This window comes from Gelidibacter japonicus, assembly GCF_010725055.1.
GTDB classification, from domain to species: Bacteria; Bacteroidota; Bacteroidia; order Flavobacteriales; family Flavobacteriaceae; genus Gelidibacter; species Gelidibacter japonicus.
The window spans coordinates 49129-70109 of sequence record NZ_BJKB01000007.1 but is presented as its reverse complement, the minus strand read 5'-3'; the positions used below and the strand labels follow the sequence as shown (position 1 = coordinate 70109).

Sequence of the window (20981 nt, the reverse complement as noted above, 5' to 3'; positions counted from 1 at the left end):
GTTAATTGATTTTGATTATTTAATTTATAATTATTGAGTTGTTAAAATTTGTAATGCAATCCTAATTTGAAAAACGCTCCACGCTTGTACGACAGTACCGTAATATCTTCTGATGCATTTTCTTGAACTCTTTCTACGGCTGGATTAAGCAGATTCTTGATCGAGAAATCGAGACCTATGTGCTTGTTTATCTTTGTTTTTAGTATGAAATCCAAAGTACCCACACCTTTATCAACCAAGTTTCCTTTGGTTTCTACACCAAGGGCATAAAGTCTGTCTGAAGTATAGGAATACGCCAATGTGGCCATCAAGTTAGCGTCACCACTAAACTTTGTGATGTATGATAAATCTGCGTTCAACAAAAAATCAGAAGCTCCGGTAAAACCTGAAGTGTCATGTGTCAGGTTAGTGTTGTAATTTGTTTCTTGCCTTACTTTTTCAGAATCCAAATCTTGAGTGGTTTGCATATAAGTGGCATTCAACCCTGCAGAAAGTTGATTGGAATGGGCTTCATCAAACTTGAAAATATCCTTTCTGAGTTCGATTTCAGCACCATAAACATATCCGGCATCTCCTGTATTTATAAATGAAATATCATTGGTGGAAGAGGCTAAAGTGATTTCATTGATCGGATCCAGAATGTATTTTCCAAAGGCTGTGACAGAAAAAAGCTCTGAACTTTTAGGGAAAACCTCCCATTTTAAATCGAGATTATAATTTTGTGAAGGATAGAGATCCGGATTACCAACTTTTACCTCTGTGACATCCTCGTAAATAAAGAGGGCTCTTTCTTTAAATTGTGGGAGCGTATAGGTTTTACTCGCGCCTAAACGTAAATTTTGTTGGTCATTCAATTCATACTTTAAAATAACACTTGGCAAAAACTCATTTCTGTCGAATGTGTTGCTTTTTCCTGAGGCGTCGAGTTGTGTTCTCCAAGACACGGTCTGTTCTACTTTTTCAAAGCGCAGGCCTGCCATAGCGCTCAGTTTTTCTGAAAATTGATATTCCAAACTCCCATAACCAGCGTGAATGTTTTGATCACCATCATAAGTTTGAGGGGTTAAGCCAGCGAAGGATTCGATACTAAACAGGCCGTTGTCAAAGTTTGTTTGATTTAAGAACAGGTCTAAATTGTCAGGGTCAATCGGCGTATTTAATTGAGATCCTGAAATTCTGAAATTAAATTGAATGGCTTCAAAATCACGTTTTTTAAATCTTCCGTTATAGCCTAAAGTCACTTTGCCTTTGGAATTGCCATCCACATCTTCATTAAGTTTATAGTTTACTGAGAGGTTGGCGGCCAATTCATCTTCAATCAAGTTTTGATAATATCGGTGGTTGTCGGTAATGGTGTTTTGCGCAAAAACATAACCATTGGCATCGTCCGAATATTTTAAAGTGTTTTGACTTCTATCCGGCATGTCACCCTCTACCTTGTTGTAAGAAGTTGCCCAGTCAAAATCGAATTTATCGGACAATTTATGGGTTCCCAACAATTGATGGACCAATAAAGTATTTTGAATGTAAGTGCTGCGTTGTATCAGTCCGTTGTCCTCTTCAGCAATGTCACGAATAAATCCTTGGTAAGTATCTCTATTTTGATTTGAAGAGTTCACCATTAAAAAGTTATAGGCAAGTTTATGCTTGGAATTAATCTGATAATTGGCATTAAACATGCCTGTAGTATTGGTGTTATAAGAAAAACGTTCTTGTTGAAAAGATTTTAGTTTTGCACCTTGTGCACTGACGCTTTGGTTAATGCCTTCGCGAGCTTCAAAGTCATTATCAAAACTCGCAGTGGCAAATAAATTGAGCTTGCCTTTTTTTCCTATCTCGAAAGATTTGCCCGCTTTTAGTCCAAAATTGCTTCCTAATGGTTTTTCTTTTACGGGGGCTAAGCTATTTTCAAAATGATAACCGCTTAATGGATTATTGGGAACGCCATAAGAAGAAAAACCAGATTTATTTGGACCATCCTGTAATTTGTAATCGTTGAATTTTGTCATGGCATTTGTTCCTATGGACGAGCCGATCGAAAACTCAAACATTCCCTTACCTCTATAGTTGACGGAGGTAATATCAACATTTCCACCAGCGAAATCTCCAGGGATATGCGGGCTATAGACCTTATCGATAGCTATATATTCAACAATATCTGTTGAAAAAAGATCAAGGTCTATGTTTTTCTTTTCAGGATCATTTGAGGTTACAGGAAGACCATTAATGGAGGTAGAATTATACCGGTCTCCGAGACCACGCACATAAATGGTATTGGATCCTTCTTGTTTTGAAACTCCCGTTGTCTTGGTTACTGCAGTAGCCACATCACCCACGCCTTTTCTTGATAATTCTTCTATGCCAATACTTTGCTTGATCTCAACGGCGTTTTTTTGGTCCATCAATAAAGCAGTTTCACTGATTTTTCGGGTGGTTGCGGTAATGAGCACCTCATCTAAACTTGCGGCGCTGGCAACCATATCAACATCAATACTCACTACCTTTCCTGCTTCCAATGCCACTTCCAATTCTTTGGTTTCATAGCCGACATAGCTGTAGATGAGCGTGTATCGTCCTTCATTTAAATTGTTAAAAACGTACAGCCCGTCCATATCCGACGTGGTTCCAATCGTGGTGCCTTTTATCAGCACGTTTCCGAAAGCCAAAGGCTCATTGTTAAATTCTTTATCAATCAATTTTCCGGCGATGGATGCTGTAGATTGTGCAGTCAGAATTGAGGAGAAAAAAAAGGGTAATGCAATTAAAATATTCTTCATCTGTTGGTTATAAATATTCACTGCAAAGAAAGCCATGATGTGTAAATGGGAGGTTAAGTCAAGATGAAACCTAAGTCATAAAAAAGTTAGATGAATGTTAGCTTTAGGTAAATTATTACAAAATGGACATCTTAATTTAACATTGAAAAATGTATCTTGCAGACGCATAAAACCTTACTATGAACTGGGAACAATTATTGTCATTAAAACGATTTGGAGATTCGAATAAACGGATTAGAAAAGAACAGGATGAAACCCGTTTGGGTTTTGAAGTGGATTATGATCGCATCATTTTTTCTTCTGAGTTTAGAAGCCTTCAGGATAAAACCCAGGTTATTCCTTTGTCGCAAACCGATTTTGTCCACACCCGCTTGACCCATAGTTTGGAAGTAAGCGTCGTGGGAAGAAGTCTTGGCAGGCGAGTGGGCCAAGAAATACTGGCCAAATATCCACATCTACAAAGCATCCATGGCTATCAGACCAATGATTTCGGTGCCATTGTTGCCGCAGCTGCCTTGGCTCATGATATTGGAAATCCGCCCTTCGGACACTCTGGCGAGAAGGCGATTGGTGAGTTTTTTAAAAATGGCAATGGCAAACGTTTTAAAGAGTATTTAACGGATAAGGAATATCAGGATTTATGCGATTTTGAAGGCAATGCGAATGGTTTTAAAATATTGACGGAAAGTCGCAAAGGGCGATTAGGTGGTTTGCGATTGAGTTACGCAACTCTTGGAGCTTTTATGAAATATCCAAAAGAATCCTTACCTAAAAAACCGACAACTAGTATCGCCGATAAGAAATACGGATTTTTTCAAAGCGAAAAGGAGGCCTTTGCTGATGTAGCACAGGAGCTCGGATTGATCAATCGTGGGAATCCTCAGGACTTGAGCTATTCCAGACACCCCTTGGCTTTTCTGGTTGAAGCTGCTGACGATATTTGTTACACCATAATCGATTTTGAAGATGGTATCAATTTAGGCCTGATTGAGGAAGAGTTTGCATTGGAATACCTTATCAAATTAGTGAAGAACACCATTAATTCGAAAAACTATCATGCCTTATCCAACACCGAAGATCGTGTCAGTTATTTACGCGCCTTGGCAATTAGCACCTTGATCAACGAATCTGTTGAGCTATTTATGGCCCATGAGGAAGATATTCTCAACGGAAATTTTGACAAGGCTTTATTAGACCTTTCGAAGTACCAAGCTCAGATAAATGATATTATCAAAATAAGTGTTGAAAAAGTGTATCAGTCTCAAGAAGTTGTAGATAAGGAAATTGCTGGTTATAAGATTATCGATGGTATTTTAGATGTTTTTACAGATACCATCAGTAACTATCACCACGGTACCTTAAGCAACTATCATAAATTGATACTTAAAATCTTCCCGAAAACTTTAGATCTCGATCAAGAAAATTTATACGACAGCTTATTGGGTATTTGCAATTATGTTGCTAAATTTTCAGATAGTAAGGCCATTTTAACACATAAAAAATTAAAGGGAACTCACTTCTAATTGCTTTTTATCGGATAAATTTGCTTTTTATCGGTATTTTTGTATATTTGATGAATTCCTAACTCAATTATTATGAAAAAGAATGCGCTCACTGCCATTGTTATTTTATTAATAACTGTCGCTTTTTTATTTGTGGTCAATGATCTTTCCCATACGAGAGAACTACCATCCCAGGTCAGCACTCATAAAGTACAACAGCCCTCAACCTAGTGGGTCTCGATATAGGCTAAGCTTTCTTCGATGGTTTTGGCTATATGATTGGCGTCTAAGTTTGCCAACTGTTGCAATTGCGCAACACTGCCGTGTTCCATGAAACTATCTGGAACACCTAATGTTTTTATGGGAAGGAAATAATTGTGTTCCGCTGCAAACTCTAAAATTGCTGATCCAAATCCGCCTTTGATCGTACCATCTTCAATGGTAATGATGTATACAAATTTTTTGAAAATCTCATGTAAAAGGGTTTCGTCCAACGGCTTTACAAAGCGCATATCGTAGTGGGCAACTTTGTTTTTAGCACTCAAATTTGAAATGGCTTCTTTGGCGTTCTCCGCAATAAATCCGATGGTTAAAATGGCGACACCATTTCCTTCTGTAAGCAATTCACCTTTTCCAATCTCCAATTTTTTAAAAGGTTGTTTCCAATCTGGAATGGCCCCATACCCACGAGGATATCTAATGGCGATAGGATGCTGAAGCCCCAATTGTGCTGTGTACATGATGTTTCGCAATTCAGTTTCATTCCGAGGCGCACTAATGATGAGGTTGGGAATACATCTCAGATAGGCCAAATCAAAAACACCGTGGTGTGTAGCGCCATCTTCACCTACCAAACCCGCACGATCTAAACAAAAAATGACCGGTAAATTTTGTAAGGCAACATCATGAATAACTTGGTCATAGGCACGTTGTAAAAAAGTAGAATAGATATTGCAAAAAACCATCATACCTTGGGTCGCCATTCCTGCGGAAAGCGTCACGGCATGTTGTTCTGCGATGCCCACATCAAAAGCCCGGTCCGGCATTTGATCCATCATGTATTTTAAAGAACTGCCGGTTGGCATGGCGGGAGTTATGCCTACAATTTTTGGATTCTGTTTTGCCAATTCAACTATGGTCAATCCAAAAACATCTTGGAACTTTGTAAGTGCAGATGCTGATCTTATAGCCAACTCTCCAGTTGTGGAATCAAATTTTCCTGGTGCATGATAAATGACTTGGTTTTCTTCAGCTTGTCTCAATCCTTTGCCTTTGGTGGTTATGACATGCAAAAACTTCGGCCCTTTTACAGTTTTGAGTCGGTTGAGCTCCTTGATGATTCCACGTAAATCATGGCCGTCAATTGGACCGGTATAATCAAAATTTAGAGCTTCAAAAATATTGTCTTGTTTTTCAGTACCTTTTTTGACATTGGTCAGATATTGTTTTAAAGCACCTACACTTGGATCAATCCCAATGGCGTTATCATTAAGGATGACCAGTAAATCGGCATCCGTAACACCTGCATGATTGAGACCTTCAAAAGCCATTCCGCTCGCAATGGAGGCATCACCAATAATGGCGACATGATGTTTGTGATCACCTTTCAATTGGGAGGCAATAGCCATTCCCAAAGCTGCAGAAATGGAGGTAGAAGAATGCCCAACGCCAAAAGTGTCATATACGCTTTCATCTCGTTTTGGAAAACCACTGATGCCATGAAGTTGTCTATTGGTATGGAAAATCGATTTTCTACCCGTCAGGATTTTATGTCCGTAGGCTTGATGGCCAACATCCCACACCAATAAATCCTCAGGTGTATTATACACATAATGGAGTGCAATCGTCAGTTCTACAACGCCAAGACTGGCACCTAAATGCCCTTCTTTAGTGGCGACAATATCAATAATAAACTCGCGTAATTCTTTGGCAAGTTGTGGTAAATCCTCTTGATTTAAGGCTCTTAAATCGGAAGGCGAATTGATATGTTCCAATAATTTTTTCATCAGAGTACAAATGTAGCATTTGAAATTGTATTTTTGATTTTTAACCCTTGAAGATTATCTAGTGGAAAACCCTTTTGACGACGTTTATTTTATGAAAAAGGCCTTGCAGGAGGCAGAATATGCTTTTGAAAAGGGTGAAATTCCCGTGGGCGCACTCATTGTCATTGATAACCGAATCATTGCCAGGGCACACAACTTAACCGAGCTTCTTACAGATGTTACGGCTCATGCCGAAATGCAGGCCATTACTGCAGCATCAAATTTTTTAGGTGGAAAATACTTAATAAATTGCACCTTATACGTCACTTTGGAACCATGCCAAATGTGTGCCGGTGCGTTGTATTGGAGTCAAATAAGTAGGATTGTTTATGGAGCAAAGGATAACGAAAGAGGCTGTACTGTCCTGAACACCAAATTACATCCCAAAACGGTCATGGTTGGCGGTGTTTTAGCAGAAGAATCATCCCAATTATTAAAACGATTTTTTATTGAAAAGCGAAATCTGAATTAAAAGTTGTGTTTTTCCTTATCGCGCATCTTATCGAGATTTTCTTTGGTAAGCATATAATCCCTAAAGTCCTTATCTTTCCATCGGTAATAGGCAAATAAAGGGAATACCAGAACAAATAATCCCATGGTTCCGAAACCAATAAATTTTTGGGAATATTCAGTCTCGAAAATAAATCCTATGGCAATACTGCCCACAGCGGCTACAGTAAGAACAATTATTAGATATTTCATTATTTATTAAAGTTAATCAATTGACGTCTATAAGCAGTCAATAGTTTGGATTTTGATACAAACCCATAATATTTTCCGTCCTTTAGGACAGGAAGATTCCATGCGCCAGAACGTTGGAATTTGTCCATGACGGTTTGCATGGTGTCTTCTTCAAAGATAATGACATCTGGAGGATTATGAATATAGTCATTAACAAAAGTAGTGTCATATAATTTTTGGTTAAAAAGCAATTCCCTGATATCGTCCAATAAGATAATACCTAAAAATTGATTTTCGGAATCTGTTACCGGGAATAGATTTCGGGTTGATTTGGACACCCCTTCGTGGAGCATTTCACCAAAGGTCATTTTTGGGTGCAGGATGATAAAATTTCTCTCAATTACGCTTTCAAGCCTCATGAGGGTCAATACGTTCTTATCTCTGTCATGAGTCAATAAATCACCTCGCTCCGCTAGTTCGCGCGTGTAAATGGTATGTTCCATATAGTTTTTGGTGATCATATACGAAATGGCCACCGTAATCATTAAAGGCAAGAATAGTGCGTAACCTCCAGTAATTTCGGCAATTAAAAATATGGCGGTCAGTGGTGCGTGAATGACTCCTGCAATCAATCCTGCCATGCCTACCAACGTGAAATTGGCTTCGGAAACTTGAAATCCTAAGCCTAAATTATTCAATATTTTGGCAATAACATTTCCTAGGGCACTTCCCATCACCATGGTTGGAACAATTACCCCTCCAACGCCGCCTGCCGCAAAGGTAGTGGTCATGGCAATAACCTTGAAGACCGAGAATCCGAGAAGAAGGACGACAACCACCCAGACATTATCCAGATATTTATCGAAAGGATTGGAGCCCAAAGCGCTCAAATAATCTCCACTGAACAAATCGCGAGTAAAACTCAAGCCTTCCCCATAGAGCGGTGGAATGAAATAAAGCATGATTCCAATGGCTAAACCGCCAACCAGTAACTTTACAAAACGCGTTTTAAAGCGGTCAAAAAAAGCATAGATCGCAAAATAGATCTTCGTAAAATATAACGAAGCAATCCCAGTTCCAATCCCTAAAAGAATATAGAATGGCGTGTCGGAGATCGAAAAATTATCTGATACCGAAAAATTGAACAGGACTTCATCTCCCAAAAAAAAGTATGACGTTAAAATTGAACAAATTGAAGCGATTAATAATGGCAATAGTGACACAAAGGTAAGATCGAGACTAAACACTTCAATGGCAAAAACAATTCCTGCTATGGGCGACTTAAACATTGATGCCATCGCGCCTGCAGTAGCACAAGCAATGAGCAAGGTCCTTGTTTTTCTGTCCACATGCAACAGCCTGCTTAAATTGGAACTCAATGCCGATCCGGAGGTGATTGCTGGACCCAATAACCCGACTGATCCACCAAATCCAACGGTTAGTGGCGCTAAAATTAGAGGGTGATAGATCAATTTATACGACAGTAGCCCTTTTTGCCGCAATAGAGAATATAGCAGTGATGGAATGGCACGCTTTAAAAATGAAGGCACTGAGGGTACAAGTTCGGATCTGACAAAGTATTTTCTGAAGAGATATACGAACAACAGTCCAATAAATGGTAAAATAAAGTATAATTGATTTTCTGAAACAACAATGCCCTGCTCCAATAATGACTGTATGGCAAAGGTGATGTTTTTTAATGCTACAGAGGCCAAGCCTACCAAAAGACCAACAAGAATACATAGGACATAGACATAGTTTTTTTGTGAAATATATTTATATCTCAAAATTAAAAAACGCTTTAATGTCTTATGCTTTGGCATTATTTTATGCAAAATGTCCTGCGTAATGCAGGACATAAATTATTTTGATTGAATATTAAGTTTCAAACTCAACTCTTCAAGTTGTTTTTCATCAATTGGTGCTGGAGCATCAATCATGATATCGCGACCAGAATTATTTTTTGGAAATGCTATGAAATCACGAATGGTTTCCTGGCCACCTAAAATGGCCACCAATCTATCCAAGCCAAAGGCCAATCCACCGTGTGGTGGCGCACCATATTGAAAGGCATCCATCAAGAATCCAAATTGCGCATTGGCTTCTTCAGGAGTAAACCCTAAATAATCAAACATCAGGGCTTGGGTTTTCTTGTCGTGTATTCTGATAGATCCACCACCAATTTCGTTCCCATTTAAAACCAAATCGTAGGCATTGGCTTTTACTGCCCCCGGGTTGGTAGCCAACAGCTCCAACTGTCCTGGTTTAGGAGCGGTAAATGGATGGTGCATGGCGTGATAGCGTTGTGTGTCTTCATCCCATTCCAATAATGGAAAATCGACCACCCATAAAGGTGCGAATTCCTTAGGATTCCTCAAGCCCAAACGGGTTGCCAATTCCATACGAAGTGCGCTTAATTGAGGTCTTACTTTGTGGGTGTCTCCTGAGAGCACACAAATAAGATCTCCAGGTTTTGCGCCGGTCAATTCGGCCCATTTTGCCAAATCCTCTTGATCATAAAATTTGTCAACCGACGATTTAAAGGAGCCATCGTCATTATAACGTGCGTAAATCATGCCTAAAGCACCAATTTGCGGACGCTTGATCCAGTCAATCAATTGGTCAATTTCTTTACGGGTGTACGAGTTTCCTCCTGGAACGGCGATACCAATCACCAATTCAGCGCTGTTGAACACACCAAAATCTTTATGTTGTGAGACGGCATTCAATTCGCCAAACTCCATCCCAAATCGGATGTCCGGTTTGTCGTTTCCGTATTTTTGCATGGCTTCGTCATAAGTCATTCGCGGGAACTTTTCAATTTCCACCCCATTGACTTCTTTCAATAAATGTCGGGTTAAGCCTTCAAAAGCAATTAAAATGTCTTCTTGCTCCACAAACGCCATTTCACAGTCAATTTGTGTGAACTCTGGTTGTCTGTCCGCGCGTAGGTCTTCATCCCTGAAACATTTCACAATCTGGAAATATTTGTCCATGCCGCCAACCATTAGGAGCTGTTTAAAGGTTTGAGGGCTTTGGGGAAGGGCATAAAACTGCCCTTGGTTCATACGGCTTGGTACCACGAAATCGCGCGCACCTTCTGGCGTTGACTTGATCAAATAAGGGGTTTCAACTTCAATAAAACCTTCGTTTGATAAGTAGTTGCGGACTTCTTGCGCTACTTTGGCCCTAAAGATCAAGCTGTTTTTTACAGGATTTCGTCTGATGTCCAAATAGCGGTATTTCATCCGTAATTCTTCGCCACCATCCGTATGGTCCTCAATGGTGAACGGAGGGAGAATTGCCGAATTTAGAACGGTCAATTCAGATACTAAAATTTCGATGTCGCCTGTTGGAATATTTGTATTCTTGGAAGCACGCTCAATGACCATTCCTTTGACCTGAATAACGTATTCACGGCCTAAACTTTGAGCTTGTTCCATCAAGGCTTTTGAGCTGCGTTCATCGTCAAAAACCAGCTGCGTAATACCATAGCGATCACGCAAATCTACCCAAAGCATGAATCCTTTATCGCGCACCTTCTGCACCCAACCTGAAAGTGTAACCTCATTATCGATATGTGATGCTCTTAACTCACCACAGTTGTGACTTCTGTACATAGTATGAAAAATTGAAGTGCAAATTTAATGAAGTTATATGAGTATCAAATAAAAAGAGAAAACAATTGTTGAGCTTATGCCGATATCCTCTATATTAAATAACTTAATCCGTAGACTGACCTATTTGGTCGAGTTCATTTGCCAAAATTTGTCCAGTTTTAAACTTCTCAATATCCACTACATAAGTTTTTGATAAAACATCATGCCAACCTTTGCCGTTTGTTCCAAGAAAGGACAGGCCATCAAAAGGGATTATCCTGCATAGGCTTCTAATTAAAACATCCTTGGGAGTTGGAGCTTGGCCGTTATTCATTATAACTATGGTGTTTGTTGCGTGTTTTCCCAAGGATCGGAAAGACAGGCTTTCGAAAATAAAGTAATAAAAAACAATTATGATAGAATCGATTATTAGTTCCTCTAGGTACTATAAATTCATTAAAAGCTGACTCAGTTCATAATTGTCCAAATATTCACCTAAGTAAAAGAGACTATAGATGAGGCCGTAACTAATGATGTAAAACGGAGTTAAATCGATAAGGTTATTAACGAAACGCTTAGTTCTGCTGGCGAGCATTTCTTAGGTAAATAGCATGTGTTTCACATCCATATTCCCCGATTAGTGTTCTCAAATATAGTGCTTTCCGCCACAGCTCAAAATTAAAAAGCATCGCTTTCAAAACTATGAAAGAGATGCTTTTCTGATTAATTAACTAAAACTAACTAAGATTAATGATATAAAAATAACAGGTTAATAGTGCTGCATTTCATTAAAAAAGCCAGGGACTAGCCCTGACTTTTTATTTGATTAATAGCATTTAATCTTAAAGTGAATCCCCACGATCACTTTATTGTTATTGGGTAATAAATAAATCCCTTAGCCAAATATGATAAATTTTTTGATTACAATAAGGTGTATTTGTATAGTTGGTAGTAAATAATGTATAGTTGGTAATTCTTGCATGATTTAGGTTAAAATAAATGTCCCTAAATTTGGAAAATGTAATAAAATTGACACATTACACATTAAATACTACTAAGCATACATTTTTATAAAAAATTAAGTTTTATTAATCTTATATTTAAATTATGATAAAAGCAGTAATAATCGATGATGAGCCGAAGGCGATACAAAGTTTGACCTGGGAGCTTTCTAGTTTTCGTGATCAGATAGACATTGTCAAAACATTCACTAGCCCTGAAGAGGCTATTGATTATATTGATAACAATGTTCTTGATTGTTTGTTTTTGGATATTGAAATGCCAACAATGGATGGATTTCAACTACTGGGAAAGCTTACCAACAAGGATTTTGCGGTGGTCATTACCACGGCGTATAATGAATTTGCAATAAAGGCGTTAAAGAATGAAGCCATTGATTATTTATTAAAACCGATTGACTCTGATGACTTGCAGGAAACCATCAAGAAAATTAAAAAGCACACCTCAAAGTTGACTAATTCAAATAAAATTGAGGAGGTATTGCTCAATTTTAATGCAAGATTTGATCAAAAGCGAATCACCATCAATACTGATGGGAAGCTTATTTTTTTGGATGCTGAAGAAATTGAATACGTTGAATCTGACGGTAATTATAGCACCATTGTTTTGTATAATGCTCAAAAAATAGTCATTACAAAGAAGTTGAAGGAAGTAAACGATATTTTACCGGAAAATCAATTCTTTAGAATTCACAATTCGTATGTTATCAATCTTAAAAAAATAAAGGAATTTATAAAAAGTGAAGGCTATGTTGTAATGGTATCAAATTTTAAAATTCCCGTGGCGAGACAACGAAAATCTGACTTTTTAGAAAAGTTATAAATTTATGCAACATCTCCTAAAACTGATAACATTCTTTGTACGAGACTTAAAACTATACGTATTAGGTTTGGTGCTCTTAAGCGCTATGTTATCACTTCAGGCTCAAGATAAAGTCCCTGCCGATTTTGAAACTGCCTTACAAAAGGTAGAGAAAACTTGGCCCAAGGATTATACCGAGATTCATTCCATATTTGCCGAGTTTATAAACGACAGTTTAAATTTGAAACGTTTGGTGAACATAGCATCAGAGGCCGAGGCCTTGGAAGTAGAATGCTATGCATTGAATAAGCTGGGAGAAATCTATAGGAATAGATCATTTTATGATTCTGCTTTAAAAGCCCACCAAAAGGCTGAGAAATTGGCCCAAGCTGCCAACAACATTCAACTCGAGGTTATTAGCTTGAATATGATTGGTGTGGTTTACCGACGGATGGATTTTATAAAGCCCGCTTTGGATTATCATAAAAAAGCCTTGGACATTGCACGATCTGTTAAGGATCCATCGGATGAATTGATGCTCAGCATTGCAGTTTCACAAAACAGTATGGGGAATATCTATATGACCCTAAAGCAATATGACCTAGCAATTGAGCAGTTTGAAAAATCTCTGGTCATTGAAAATCAATTGGGAAATAGATTAGGTTTGGCTATTAATTACCACAATCTGGGCTATGCCGATGAGGCCAAAGGGCTTTTGGATCTTGCCCTTAAAAACTATAAGCGGTCCTTAAATTATAATGAACAAATTGGCTCTGAAGTTGGCCGGGTCATTTGTTATAATAGTATTGGACAGGTATATATAAAACAAAAGAAATATAATGATGCCAAAGTTATCATTGAAGAAGGTCTGAAAAAGGCGATCCATTTGGGCGATCAGTATTATATTTCCTACGCCTATATTAATTTGGGTTGGGTACAGCAAGAATTACAAATGTATGAAATGTCAGAAATCAATCTCAAGAAGGGATTGGAGGTTGCTGAAACCTACGGACTAAAAACCTCAAGGGTTGACGCCCATATGCACTTGTCGGAATTATATAAAAAATTGAATGATTACAAGAAGTCGTTATACCATTATGAGGAGGCTGTTACACTTGAAAAAACCATATTCACTGAGCGCAATATGCAATATGTAAGTGATATAATAATTCAGTATGAAAATGAAGCCAAAAACAATCAGATCATACAACTTGCCAATGAAAACGAATTGGTGCGCTCCAAATTACAACGGAATCAAACGATATTTTGGGCAGCTCTTTTGACGCTAACCATTGTTGCGGGTATTATGATAGCCATTAATAGAAACCGACAATTACGTCATGAAAAACAAATATTAACTTTAGAGCAGGACATGTTGAGGAGCCAAATGAATCCACATTTTATCTTTAATTCATTAAACTCCATAAAGCTCTATATTATCAATAACGAAAAGGAAAATGCAGTCTATTATTTGAATAAATTCTCAAAATTTATTCGAAAAATATTGATTGCTTCTACTGAAAAGGAGATTTCTTTGGAAGATGAGTTGGACACCATGCAACTATACATGAACATTGAAAATATACGATTTTCAAATGAGATTAATTTCTCGATAGATGTTGAACCAGGCATTAATATCTCGGTGATTAAAGTGCCGTCACTTATTTTACAGCCTTTTCTTGAAAATGCCTTATGGCATGGTCTTTCTTCTAAAAAGGCGAACAAGCAAATTGAATTAAGAGTTTATAAGGTCAATGATGATTTCGTTAATATTTCGATTACTGACAATGGCATTGGTCGGAAAGCTTCAGAAAAAATCAACGACGGTAGGGTACTCAAAAGCAGGTCAGTAGGTATCGCCATAACCAAGGCACGATTAGCCAATTTTTCCAAACGATTTACTACAGATTATAAAATGGATATTGAAGATTTATATGATGCACATGGACGACCGTTGGGAACTAAAGTGGTAGTGCATATTCCAACACGTGCCAATAAGCTGAAATCGGCATAAATAGTGGTTGCGAAGTTATTATGGTATAGTCTTTTTGTTTCATGAGCACGGTAGTCAGATGAAATATAGATGTAATAATAAGGAAGCCTTGCCGAGTAAACCTTATAATTTTCTGAATAATTTTGAGTAAATCATAGTCCAAAAGGTAGTGCGGGCAGTTTGTTTTTCCACTCCTCGCCAAATTTCAATGTTAAATACGCTTCGATTTTCTTGTTGGTGTTTGTTGCTGTTTTAAATGCGATAGGATCAACCACACAATTCTCACTTATAAAACCAACTCCATAATCTTCTTTAAATACTTTTATGGCTTCAGGATTTATAGCTAACAGCCCGTGGACTATAAAATTGATGGTGCCATTATTTATACTTTCTTCAATTTGTTCAATTGAAAAGTTGGAAATGTCTTTCATGGAAAGACTTCTATTGATTGAGACTGCTTCAGGATCAGCTGTGTTGTTTTCCAGTCTTATGGTCACGGTGTTTTTTCGTTCCGTAATCCTAACAGGGTAATAGGTTGAGGCAGTGACATCTTCAGAATAAAAACCAAATTGGTATTTTCCTTTCCTTGGAAGTGTAATCGTGAATTTCTCTAATGAATTAATTTCTAGTCTTTGATTGGTTTCTTTAATAAAAAATACGCCAGAGATGGTGGTTTTTTCAGTGAAATTTTCAAAAATGATGGTTGCCGTAATTGGATCAGAAAAGGCAGTAGAAATAGAGAAGATAGCAATGAGAACGCTTAGTAATGGTTTCATAAAATAGGTTTCTAATGATCTCAAAGATAATTACAATGAAGGTTGTTTTATATCTTAATTGCGTAAAAAAGGCATTTCAATACGTGAAATGCCTTTTTGGTTGAGGGAATGGTTCAATATCAAATACCGGAATTATTTTCCAAGAGCACCTAACATAGAACCGTAATCTGAGGCTTGGAGCGAAAAATCGGTTTTTTCCAAGCCTACGCATAACATGGTCGTGTTATTCTTTTTTTTCTTTTTGTCAATAAACTGCATTTCCATCATGAGTCCATTCTCTGCATAGGTTTCCATCCAGGCTGGGTTGAAGCCTTTTGGCATCTTGGATCTGCTGTTATCCCATACTTTATTAAAGCTCACTGGGGCTTCATCAGTAAGATAAACCGTGACTTCACTATCCTTGTTTTCCATAACAAAGCCTTGACAGTTAAACCCCAAAATGGTTTTAGAGCCTATTTTTGTAATTGTAAAATCGGGATCGTTTTCATCTAAATCAAAATCGCTAAGCTTTATTTTCGATTTTTGAACCATTTTTTTACCCATCATTTCCATGAACATTCCGGTAGTACTGTTATCGTAGTCAATAACGGTAAACATCTTCATGTCTTTCTGGCCTTTGGTCATTTCTGAAATATCAAAACCAAAATATCCCGCGTCTTTTTTGAGATAATAATCCATTTGGATTTCATCATTTTTGTTGGTTATTTTAAGTTTATAGATATAATCAAAATTGTATAGGTCTTTAAGCTCTTTAGAGCCCTTTTGAGATAGAACAATGCTTGTAGAGAACAAAAACAGGAAGCATAAAGCAACTCTAACAACTGAACTTTTCATTTGCAAATTGGATTAATTGAATTAAGGTTACTTAAAGCTATTAAAACAAATGAACTAAGGCTAAAAGAATGTATGGTCTGTAGTGAATAATGTATAGTTGGAACAAAAAGAGGGTTGAGATTGATTCCCACCAATGAATTTTATCCTTCTTGCCCCCTCAAAAAAATAAATTCCTATGTTTAGGTGGTTCGCTTGCCTTGAGATTTTTGATTCTCTGCCACTTTTTCCAGTTCCATATACCAATCTTCTCCAAATTTTCTGATCAGCGCTTGCTTAACAAACTTATAAACAGGCACCTGAAGCTCTTTGCCTAAAGTGCAAGCAGCATCGCAGATTTCCCATTTATGATAATTTAGAGCAGAAAATTCAGAATACTCTTTGACGCGCACCGGGTACAAATGACAAGATACGGGCTTTTTCCAATCTGTCTCACCCTGATTGTAGGCTTCTTCGAAGGCACAGAGCGCAGTTCCTTTTTTGTCAAAAATGACATAGGCACAGTCTGCCCCATCAATTAAAGGAGTTTCAAATTCGCCCTCTTCGGTGGTGATAAACGTACCTTGAGCCTCAATAGCATCAATGCCCTCTTGACGCAAAAACGGTTTGATCTTGGGATATATATCCTGCATGATTTTTGTTTCTTGCAACTCTAAAGGAGCGCCGGCATCTCCATCGATACAGCAGGCTCCTTTGCACGCGGCTAAATTGCATACAAAGTCCTTCTCAAGAAGATCTTCTGAAACGATGGTTTTTCCTAATTGAAACATAATCTATGGGCTTAAAGATGAGCTAATTTATATAAAAAATCAGGTTGCAAAAATAGCTAAAATTTATAGTTATTGACCTTATAAATTAGTATTAATAATCTACTTTTGCAAAAAGTTTAAAGCTAAATCGAATGCGACTTAATTTCAAAGAAATTTTTACCGCCTTTATGATTCTTTTTGCGGTTATTGATATTGTTGGCAACATCCCCATTGTAATTGATTTGCGCAAAAAATTTGGACATATTGAAAGTGGAAAGGCGTCTATCATTGCTGGATTGATCCTTATTACCTTCTTGTTTTTAGGTCAGAATATTTTGTCTTTAATTGGTATTGACATCAATTCTTTTGCGGTGGCAGGCGCTTTTATTCTGTTTTTTATTGCCTTAGAAATGACTCTCGGAATTACACTTTATAAAACTGAGGATAGTGGCAATATGACCGCAACCGTCTTTCCTTTGGCATTTCCATTGATTGCTGGACCGGGAAGCTTGACCACGTTATTGTCCTTGCGGGCAGAGTATTCGGTAGAAAATATCATTGTAGCGGTTTTGTTAAATGTTGTTGTTATCTTTATCGTTTTAAAAACTTCAGCCAGGATAGAACGTTTTCTTGGACCGAGCGGAATTAATGTCATCCGAAAGATATTTGGTGTTATTTTGTTGGCTATTGCTGTAAAGTTATTTGCCCATAATATCAAGACATTGTTTATGTTATCTTAATTAAATCCATATTTAATATGAAAATCGTCACTATAATTTTAACTATCGTCGCATTGGGACTCATTAGCTTCAATGCTGGAGAGCTCAATTTCAGCAATTTATTGCAAGGAGAGAGTTTTGTTGCAGTGGTTACTATCATCCTGTCTCTTTGTGCTATTGTTTTATTGCAGATCCTTCGAATTTCGATCCGCATTGAGAAACTTTCAAAACAAAATCAGGATGTATGACGTGTTGATTATTGGAGCTGGAGCTGCTGGAATGTCTTGTGCCTTGATCCTCGGTTCGGCAAAATCCAAAGCCTTTGCTAAGGACAGGCGGATTGGCTTGATTGCGCACCAGCGAACTTCCCATTTGCAAACCGCGTTGTTTAATAATGTTTTGGGTTTCACTTCTGGTACTTTGGGTGCTGATATCCTGAAACAAGGCAGTGATCAACTCACTGAATTGTATCCCCATGTTGATCAAATTAAAAATGAAAAGGTCAAGGCCATCCTGAGAATTGTGGACGGATTTAAAGTGACAACAAATAAAAACACTTACACTTCCAAAACAGTGATCGTTGCTGTGGGCTATACCAATTTGATGACGATTGAAGGTTTGGGGCCTTACGTTGAACCTCATCCAAGAGCGCCTGCAGCTAAGGAGCGCATCTGGTTGAAAAACGAAGACCATTTGGTGGATGATGGTTTATATGTTGCGGGAACCTTGGCAGGCTGGAGAAGCCAGTTTGCGATTGCTTCCGGAAGCGGTGCTCAAGTGGCAACGGATATCTTAACGTTGTGGAACGACGGCCAGGATGCCCATGTGCATGATAAAACCCAAGGATAGAACGCAGAGGACAGTGATTGAACTGATCAGCACTGATTATGATATGGTCGTTTGATATTTTGGAATTATTTCATGGGGTTGATGCCTATGCGCATTGGATTATCGCCATTATTACTATAGTTAAATGAACTATAACAACAAAAGATTTCAACCCGTTCATAATTCCGAAAATACAGAAACTTCAGAGGTAACTATATTTGAGTATAAACAGACCGGTATTATTCTGACATCCGAATATAAATGATGGCAAATATTAAAAGGGCCTATAATCGGATTGGTGAATGAAAAGGGTTATATTGAATGTATTATCACCAAGTCAATATCATCGGAGAAATAATGACTGGATGTTGTCATTCAAAACCAAAATTCCAGATCAATGGAAAAATAAGACTTCATGAAAATTGGCAATGGACCTCTGGCGACAAATCCAGCGGGAAATCCCTATTGGAGGAGATATAGTCTAAGTCAAAGAGATGCTGGCTTTCAATGGTGATTAAGAGCGATATCTTTAAAAACCAATAATAATATAAAATAAAGAATAACGCTTCTACCTGTTCTCGATCAATCTCATCACTTCTTCAATCATATCATCGGTAGCATTTAAAATTTCCTCAGAAGCATTTGAGCCATATAATTGATCGGCCAAGGCTGCTTTGATTAGCTGCTTCATTTCTTTATTGTATGCCACAAAAGTCACGTTTGCTCTGTGTTTTTCATTCAAATATTCTTGGAATCTGATCACAATATCATCACTGACCTCAAAATTAGTAATGAAATCCTGTTGGCTTACCCCCTCATAGCTCTCACGGTCTTTGTCAAGTTCTTCAAAAACAAAATAACTGATAAGGCCGCTTTGCCTGATGTAATTTAGGGTTTCGTTTTGGATGCTTGAATCTAAAGGCACAAAAACATCAGGAATAATGCCCCCACCACCATAAACTACTTTTCCTTTTGGGGTGGTGAACTTTAAGGAATCCGCCACTTGTATGTTGGTTTCATCATTGAGTTCGCCACTACTTCTACGCTTGTAATAATCGTTGTAGTATTCTTGATTGTGTCCGTTGTCATAAGGGCGTTGTATGGAGCGTCCGGTTGGGGTGTAATATCTCGATACTGTCAAGCGTACGGCGCTTCCATCACCCAATGCCATTTCACGTTGTACAAGGCCTTTGCCATAGCTTCTGCGTCCTATGATAGTACCTTTATCGTTGTCTTGTAGGGCACCAGCAACAATTTCACTGGCCGAAGCTGAGTTTTCGTTGATCAAAACAAACACTTCACCTTCTTCGAAATCGCCTTTACGTGTGGCGTAACTTTTTTCAATCCGGCCAGATTTGTTTTTTGTGAAAAGGATCAATTTACCATCTTCCAAAAACTCGTCCACAATTTGTTCGGCAATTCCTAAAAAGCCACCTGGATTATCTCTCAAGTCCAGAACTAACTTGGTAGCGCCTTCATCTTGCAGATCATCCAGAGCTTGTTTGAATTCTTTATATGTGGACTCGGCAAATCGATTGATTTTGATATATCCCAAGTCTTTTGTGATCATATAAGATGCATCTACACTTTTGATCGGGATACTGGTGCGTTTTACTGTAAAATCCAGTAGTCCTTGATGTCCTTTTCGGTAAACTTTTAGATTTATTTTAGAGTTTTTATCGCCTTTTAATTTCTTTATAATGTCTTCATTGCTCCATTGATGTCCAAAAATGGAGTCACCATCGGCCATAATAATTCGGTCACCACTTTTAATTCCTGCTTTTTCACTTGGTCCTCCAGAAAGCGGTCTGATGACTGCTATGGTGTCTTTGTAGGTATAAAAACTAACACCGATCCCCACAAAATCGCCTTTCATGTTTTCACTGACGCGTTGCATTTCGTTTTTAGGAATGTACACGGAATGCGGATCGAGTTTGTCTAAAATACCATTGACGGTCACATCCACAATGCTATCGGTGTTTACATTGTCTACATATTCAAAATCAATATAATCAATAAGCCGATTGAGCTTGTCTTTTTTGCTGTTTGAAGTGAACAGGCGATCTGAAGTATCTGTGAAATTTAATTTTCCACCAATAAAGACACCGGCTGCAATGGCAACACCAATAATCAATGGAATGTATTTTTTCCTAGACGTCATTCTGTAGTTAATTCTTCAATAAGTTTTAATTCTATTCCGGCCTTGGCCAAAAACGCAAGCCCGGAATCATCTTTGTAACCTTGGTGATATACAACACGAATAATGCCAGCTTGATGGATCAATTTGCTGCATTCTTTACAAGGTGATAATGTAATATATAAAGTCGCACCTTTACAAGACTGTGTTGAGGCCGCTACTTTTAAAATGGCATTGGCTTCGGCATGGAGAACGTACCATTTTGTGTAACCTTCATCATCTTCACAAGTGTTCTCAAAACCAGTGGGTGTGCCGTTATAGCCATCGGAGATGATCATCCTGTCCTTTACTATGAGTGCACCAACCTGCTTGCGCTTGCAATGGGATAATTTGCCCCATTCTTTTGCGATTCTTAAATATGCTTTGTCGTAGCGTAACTGTTTTTTATTTGACATTAATTAATTTAATTATTTGGTCGCTAGTTCTCATGCAAACCTACAACGAAAATAGAAGCTATGTATTT

The 20981-nt window shown here is 37.9% G+C and carries 21 protein-coding genes; 10 read left to right on the top strand and 11 right to left on the bottom strand.

Annotated features, from left to right (window positions below; genetic code table 11):
- Positions 1-41: 41 nt before the first annotated feature.
- Complete coding sequence (locus G6N06_RS08935; protein WP_163516030.1) at positions 42-2777, bottom strand: TonB-dependent receptor; 2736 nt, start codon at positions 2775-2777, stop codon at positions 42-44.
- A 179-nt stretch (positions 2778-2956) separates the two neighbouring features.
- Here G6N06_RS08935 and G6N06_RS08930 point away from each other — a divergent pair, with 179 nt between their 5' ends.
- The gene (locus G6N06_RS08930; RefSeq protein ID WP_163516028.1) at positions 2957-4300 is read left to right on the top strand and encodes a deoxyguanosinetriphosphate triphosphohydrolase; all 1344 of its coding nucleotides are present in this window, start codon (positions 2957-2959) and stop codon (positions 4298-4300) included.
- 72 nt (positions 4301-4372) lie between these two features.
- Complete coding sequence (locus tag G6N06_RS08925; RefSeq protein ID WP_163516026.1) at positions 4373-4510, top strand: hypothetical protein; 138 nt, start codon at positions 4373-4375, stop codon at positions 4508-4510.
- Here the strand turns inward: G6N06_RS08925 and dxs are convergent.
- Positions 4507-6285, bottom strand: coding sequence for a 1-deoxy-D-xylulose-5-phosphate synthase (dxs, locus tag G6N06_RS08920; protein ID WP_163516024.1), 1779 nt, complete (start codon positions 6283-6285; stop codon positions 4507-4509). The genes G6N06_RS08925 and dxs overlap by 4 nt on opposite strands.
- Positions 6286-6346: 61 nt before the next feature.
- Between dxs and G6N06_RS08915 the strand changes: the two genes are divergently transcribed.
- Positions 6347-6796, top strand: a complete 450-nt coding sequence (locus G6N06_RS08915; RefSeq protein ID WP_163516023.1) for a nucleoside deaminase — start codon at positions 6347-6349, stop codon at positions 6794-6796.
- On the opposite strand, the gene G6N06_RS08910 is transcribed toward G6N06_RS08915, so the two are convergent.
- The 4 genes from G6N06_RS08910 to G6N06_RS08895 all read right to left on the bottom strand — a co-directional run bounded on the left by G6N06_RS08910 (position 6793) and on the right by G6N06_RS08895 (position 11016).
- Complete coding sequence (locus G6N06_RS08910; protein ID WP_163516021.1) at positions 6793-7026, bottom strand: hypothetical protein; 234 nt, start codon at positions 7024-7026, stop codon at positions 6793-6795. The genes G6N06_RS08915 and G6N06_RS08910 overlap by 4 nt on opposite strands.
- Positions 7026-8828, bottom strand: a complete 1803-nt coding sequence (locus G6N06_RS08905; protein ID WP_163516019.1) for a chloride channel protein — start codon at positions 8826-8828, stop codon at positions 7026-7028. Before G6N06_RS08905 ends, G6N06_RS08910 begins: the two co-directional genes overlap by 1 nt.
- 39 nt (positions 8829-8867) lie before the next feature.
- Positions 8868-10625: an aspartate--tRNA ligase gene (gene aspS, locus G6N06_RS08900; RefSeq protein WP_163516017.1), complete on the bottom strand. Its 1758-nt coding sequence runs from the start codon at positions 10623-10625 to the stop codon at positions 8868-8870.
- A gap of 103 nt (positions 10626-10728) precedes the next feature.
- The gene (locus G6N06_RS08895; RefSeq protein WP_262890112.1) at positions 10729-11016 is read right to left on the bottom strand and encodes an RDD family protein; all 288 of its coding nucleotides are present in this window, start codon (positions 11014-11016) and stop codon (positions 10729-10731) included.
- A 695-nt stretch (positions 11017-11711) separates the two neighbouring features.
- Between G6N06_RS08895 and G6N06_RS08890 the strand changes: the two genes are divergently transcribed.
- A complete protein-coding gene (locus tag G6N06_RS08890; protein WP_163516015.1) occupies positions 11712-12446 on the top strand; it encodes a LytR/AlgR family response regulator transcription factor in 735 nt (244 codons plus the stop codon).
- Between the two features lie 4 nt (positions 12447-12450).
- Positions 12451-14439, top strand: coding sequence for a tetratricopeptide repeat-containing sensor histidine kinase (locus G6N06_RS08885; protein ID WP_163516013.1), 1989 nt, complete (start codon positions 12451-12453; stop codon positions 14437-14439).
- A gap of 131 nt (positions 14440-14570) precedes the next feature.
- Here the strand turns inward: G6N06_RS08885 and G6N06_RS08880 are convergent, their stop codons facing one another.
- The 3 genes from G6N06_RS08880 to G6N06_RS08870 all read right to left on the bottom strand — a co-directional run bounded on the left by G6N06_RS08880 (position 14571) and on the right by G6N06_RS08870 (position 16795).
- The gene (locus G6N06_RS08880; RefSeq protein ID WP_163516011.1) at positions 14571-15194 is read right to left on the bottom strand and encodes an FEKKY domain-containing protein; all 624 of its coding nucleotides are present in this window, start codon (positions 15192-15194) and stop codon (positions 14571-14573) included.
- Positions 15195-15326: 132 nt separating this feature from the next.
- Complete coding sequence (locus G6N06_RS08875; protein ID WP_163516009.1) at positions 15327-16028, bottom strand: DUF4412 domain-containing protein; 702 nt, start codon at positions 16026-16028, stop codon at positions 15327-15329.
- Between the two features lie 179 nt (positions 16029-16207).
- On the bottom strand, positions 16208-16795 hold the full coding sequence (locus tag G6N06_RS08870; RefSeq protein ID WP_163516007.1) for a DUF3109 family protein: 588 nt from the start codon (positions 16793-16795) through the stop codon (positions 16208-16210).
- Positions 16796-16926: 131 nt separating this feature from the next.
- On the opposite strand from G6N06_RS08870, the gene G6N06_RS08865 reads away from it, so the two are divergent.
- From G6N06_RS08865 to G6N06_RS20195, 5 genes are all read left to right on the top strand, one after another.
- The gene (locus G6N06_RS08865) at positions 16927-17514 is read left to right on the top strand and encodes a MarC family protein (RefSeq protein WP_163516005.1); all 588 of its coding nucleotides are present in this window, start codon (positions 16927-16929) and stop codon (positions 17512-17514) included.
- Positions 17515-17531: 17 nt separating this feature from the next.
- Positions 17532-17741, top strand: a complete 210-nt coding sequence (locus G6N06_RS08860) for a hypothetical protein (protein WP_163516003.1) — start codon at positions 17532-17534, stop codon at positions 17739-17741.
- Entirely contained in the window at positions 17734-18342 is a 609-nt protein-coding gene (locus G6N06_RS08855) for an FAD-dependent oxidoreductase (protein ID WP_163516001.1), read from the top strand. Before G6N06_RS08860 ends, G6N06_RS08855 begins: the two co-directional genes overlap by 8 nt.
- A gap of 124 nt (positions 18343-18466) precedes the next feature.
- Complete coding sequence (locus G6N06_RS20200; RefSeq protein ID WP_503826525.1) at positions 18467-18586, top strand: avidin-fold protein; 120 nt, start codon at positions 18467-18469, stop codon at positions 18584-18586.
- Between the two features lie 56 nt (positions 18587-18642).
- Positions 18643-18801 carry an avidin-fold protein gene (locus G6N06_RS20195; protein ID WP_471734190.1) on the top strand — a complete coding sequence of 53 codons (159 nt, stop codon included), beginning with the start codon at positions 18643-18645 and terminating at the stop codon, positions 18799-18801.
- An 88-nt stretch (positions 18802-18889) separates the two neighbouring features.
- On the opposite strand, the gene G6N06_RS08850 is transcribed toward G6N06_RS20195, so the two are convergent.
- Positions 18890-20482 carry a S41 family peptidase gene (locus G6N06_RS08850; protein ID WP_163515999.1) on the bottom strand — a complete coding sequence of 531 codons (1593 nt, stop codon included), beginning with the start codon at positions 20480-20482 and terminating at the stop codon, positions 18890-18892.
- Positions 20479-20913 carry a deoxycytidylate deaminase gene (locus tag G6N06_RS08845; protein WP_163515997.1) on the bottom strand — a complete coding sequence of 145 codons (435 nt, stop codon included), beginning with the start codon at positions 20911-20913 and terminating at the stop codon, positions 20479-20481. Before G6N06_RS08845 ends, G6N06_RS08850 begins: the two co-directional genes overlap by 4 nt.
- Positions 20914-20981: the final 68 nt, after the last annotated feature.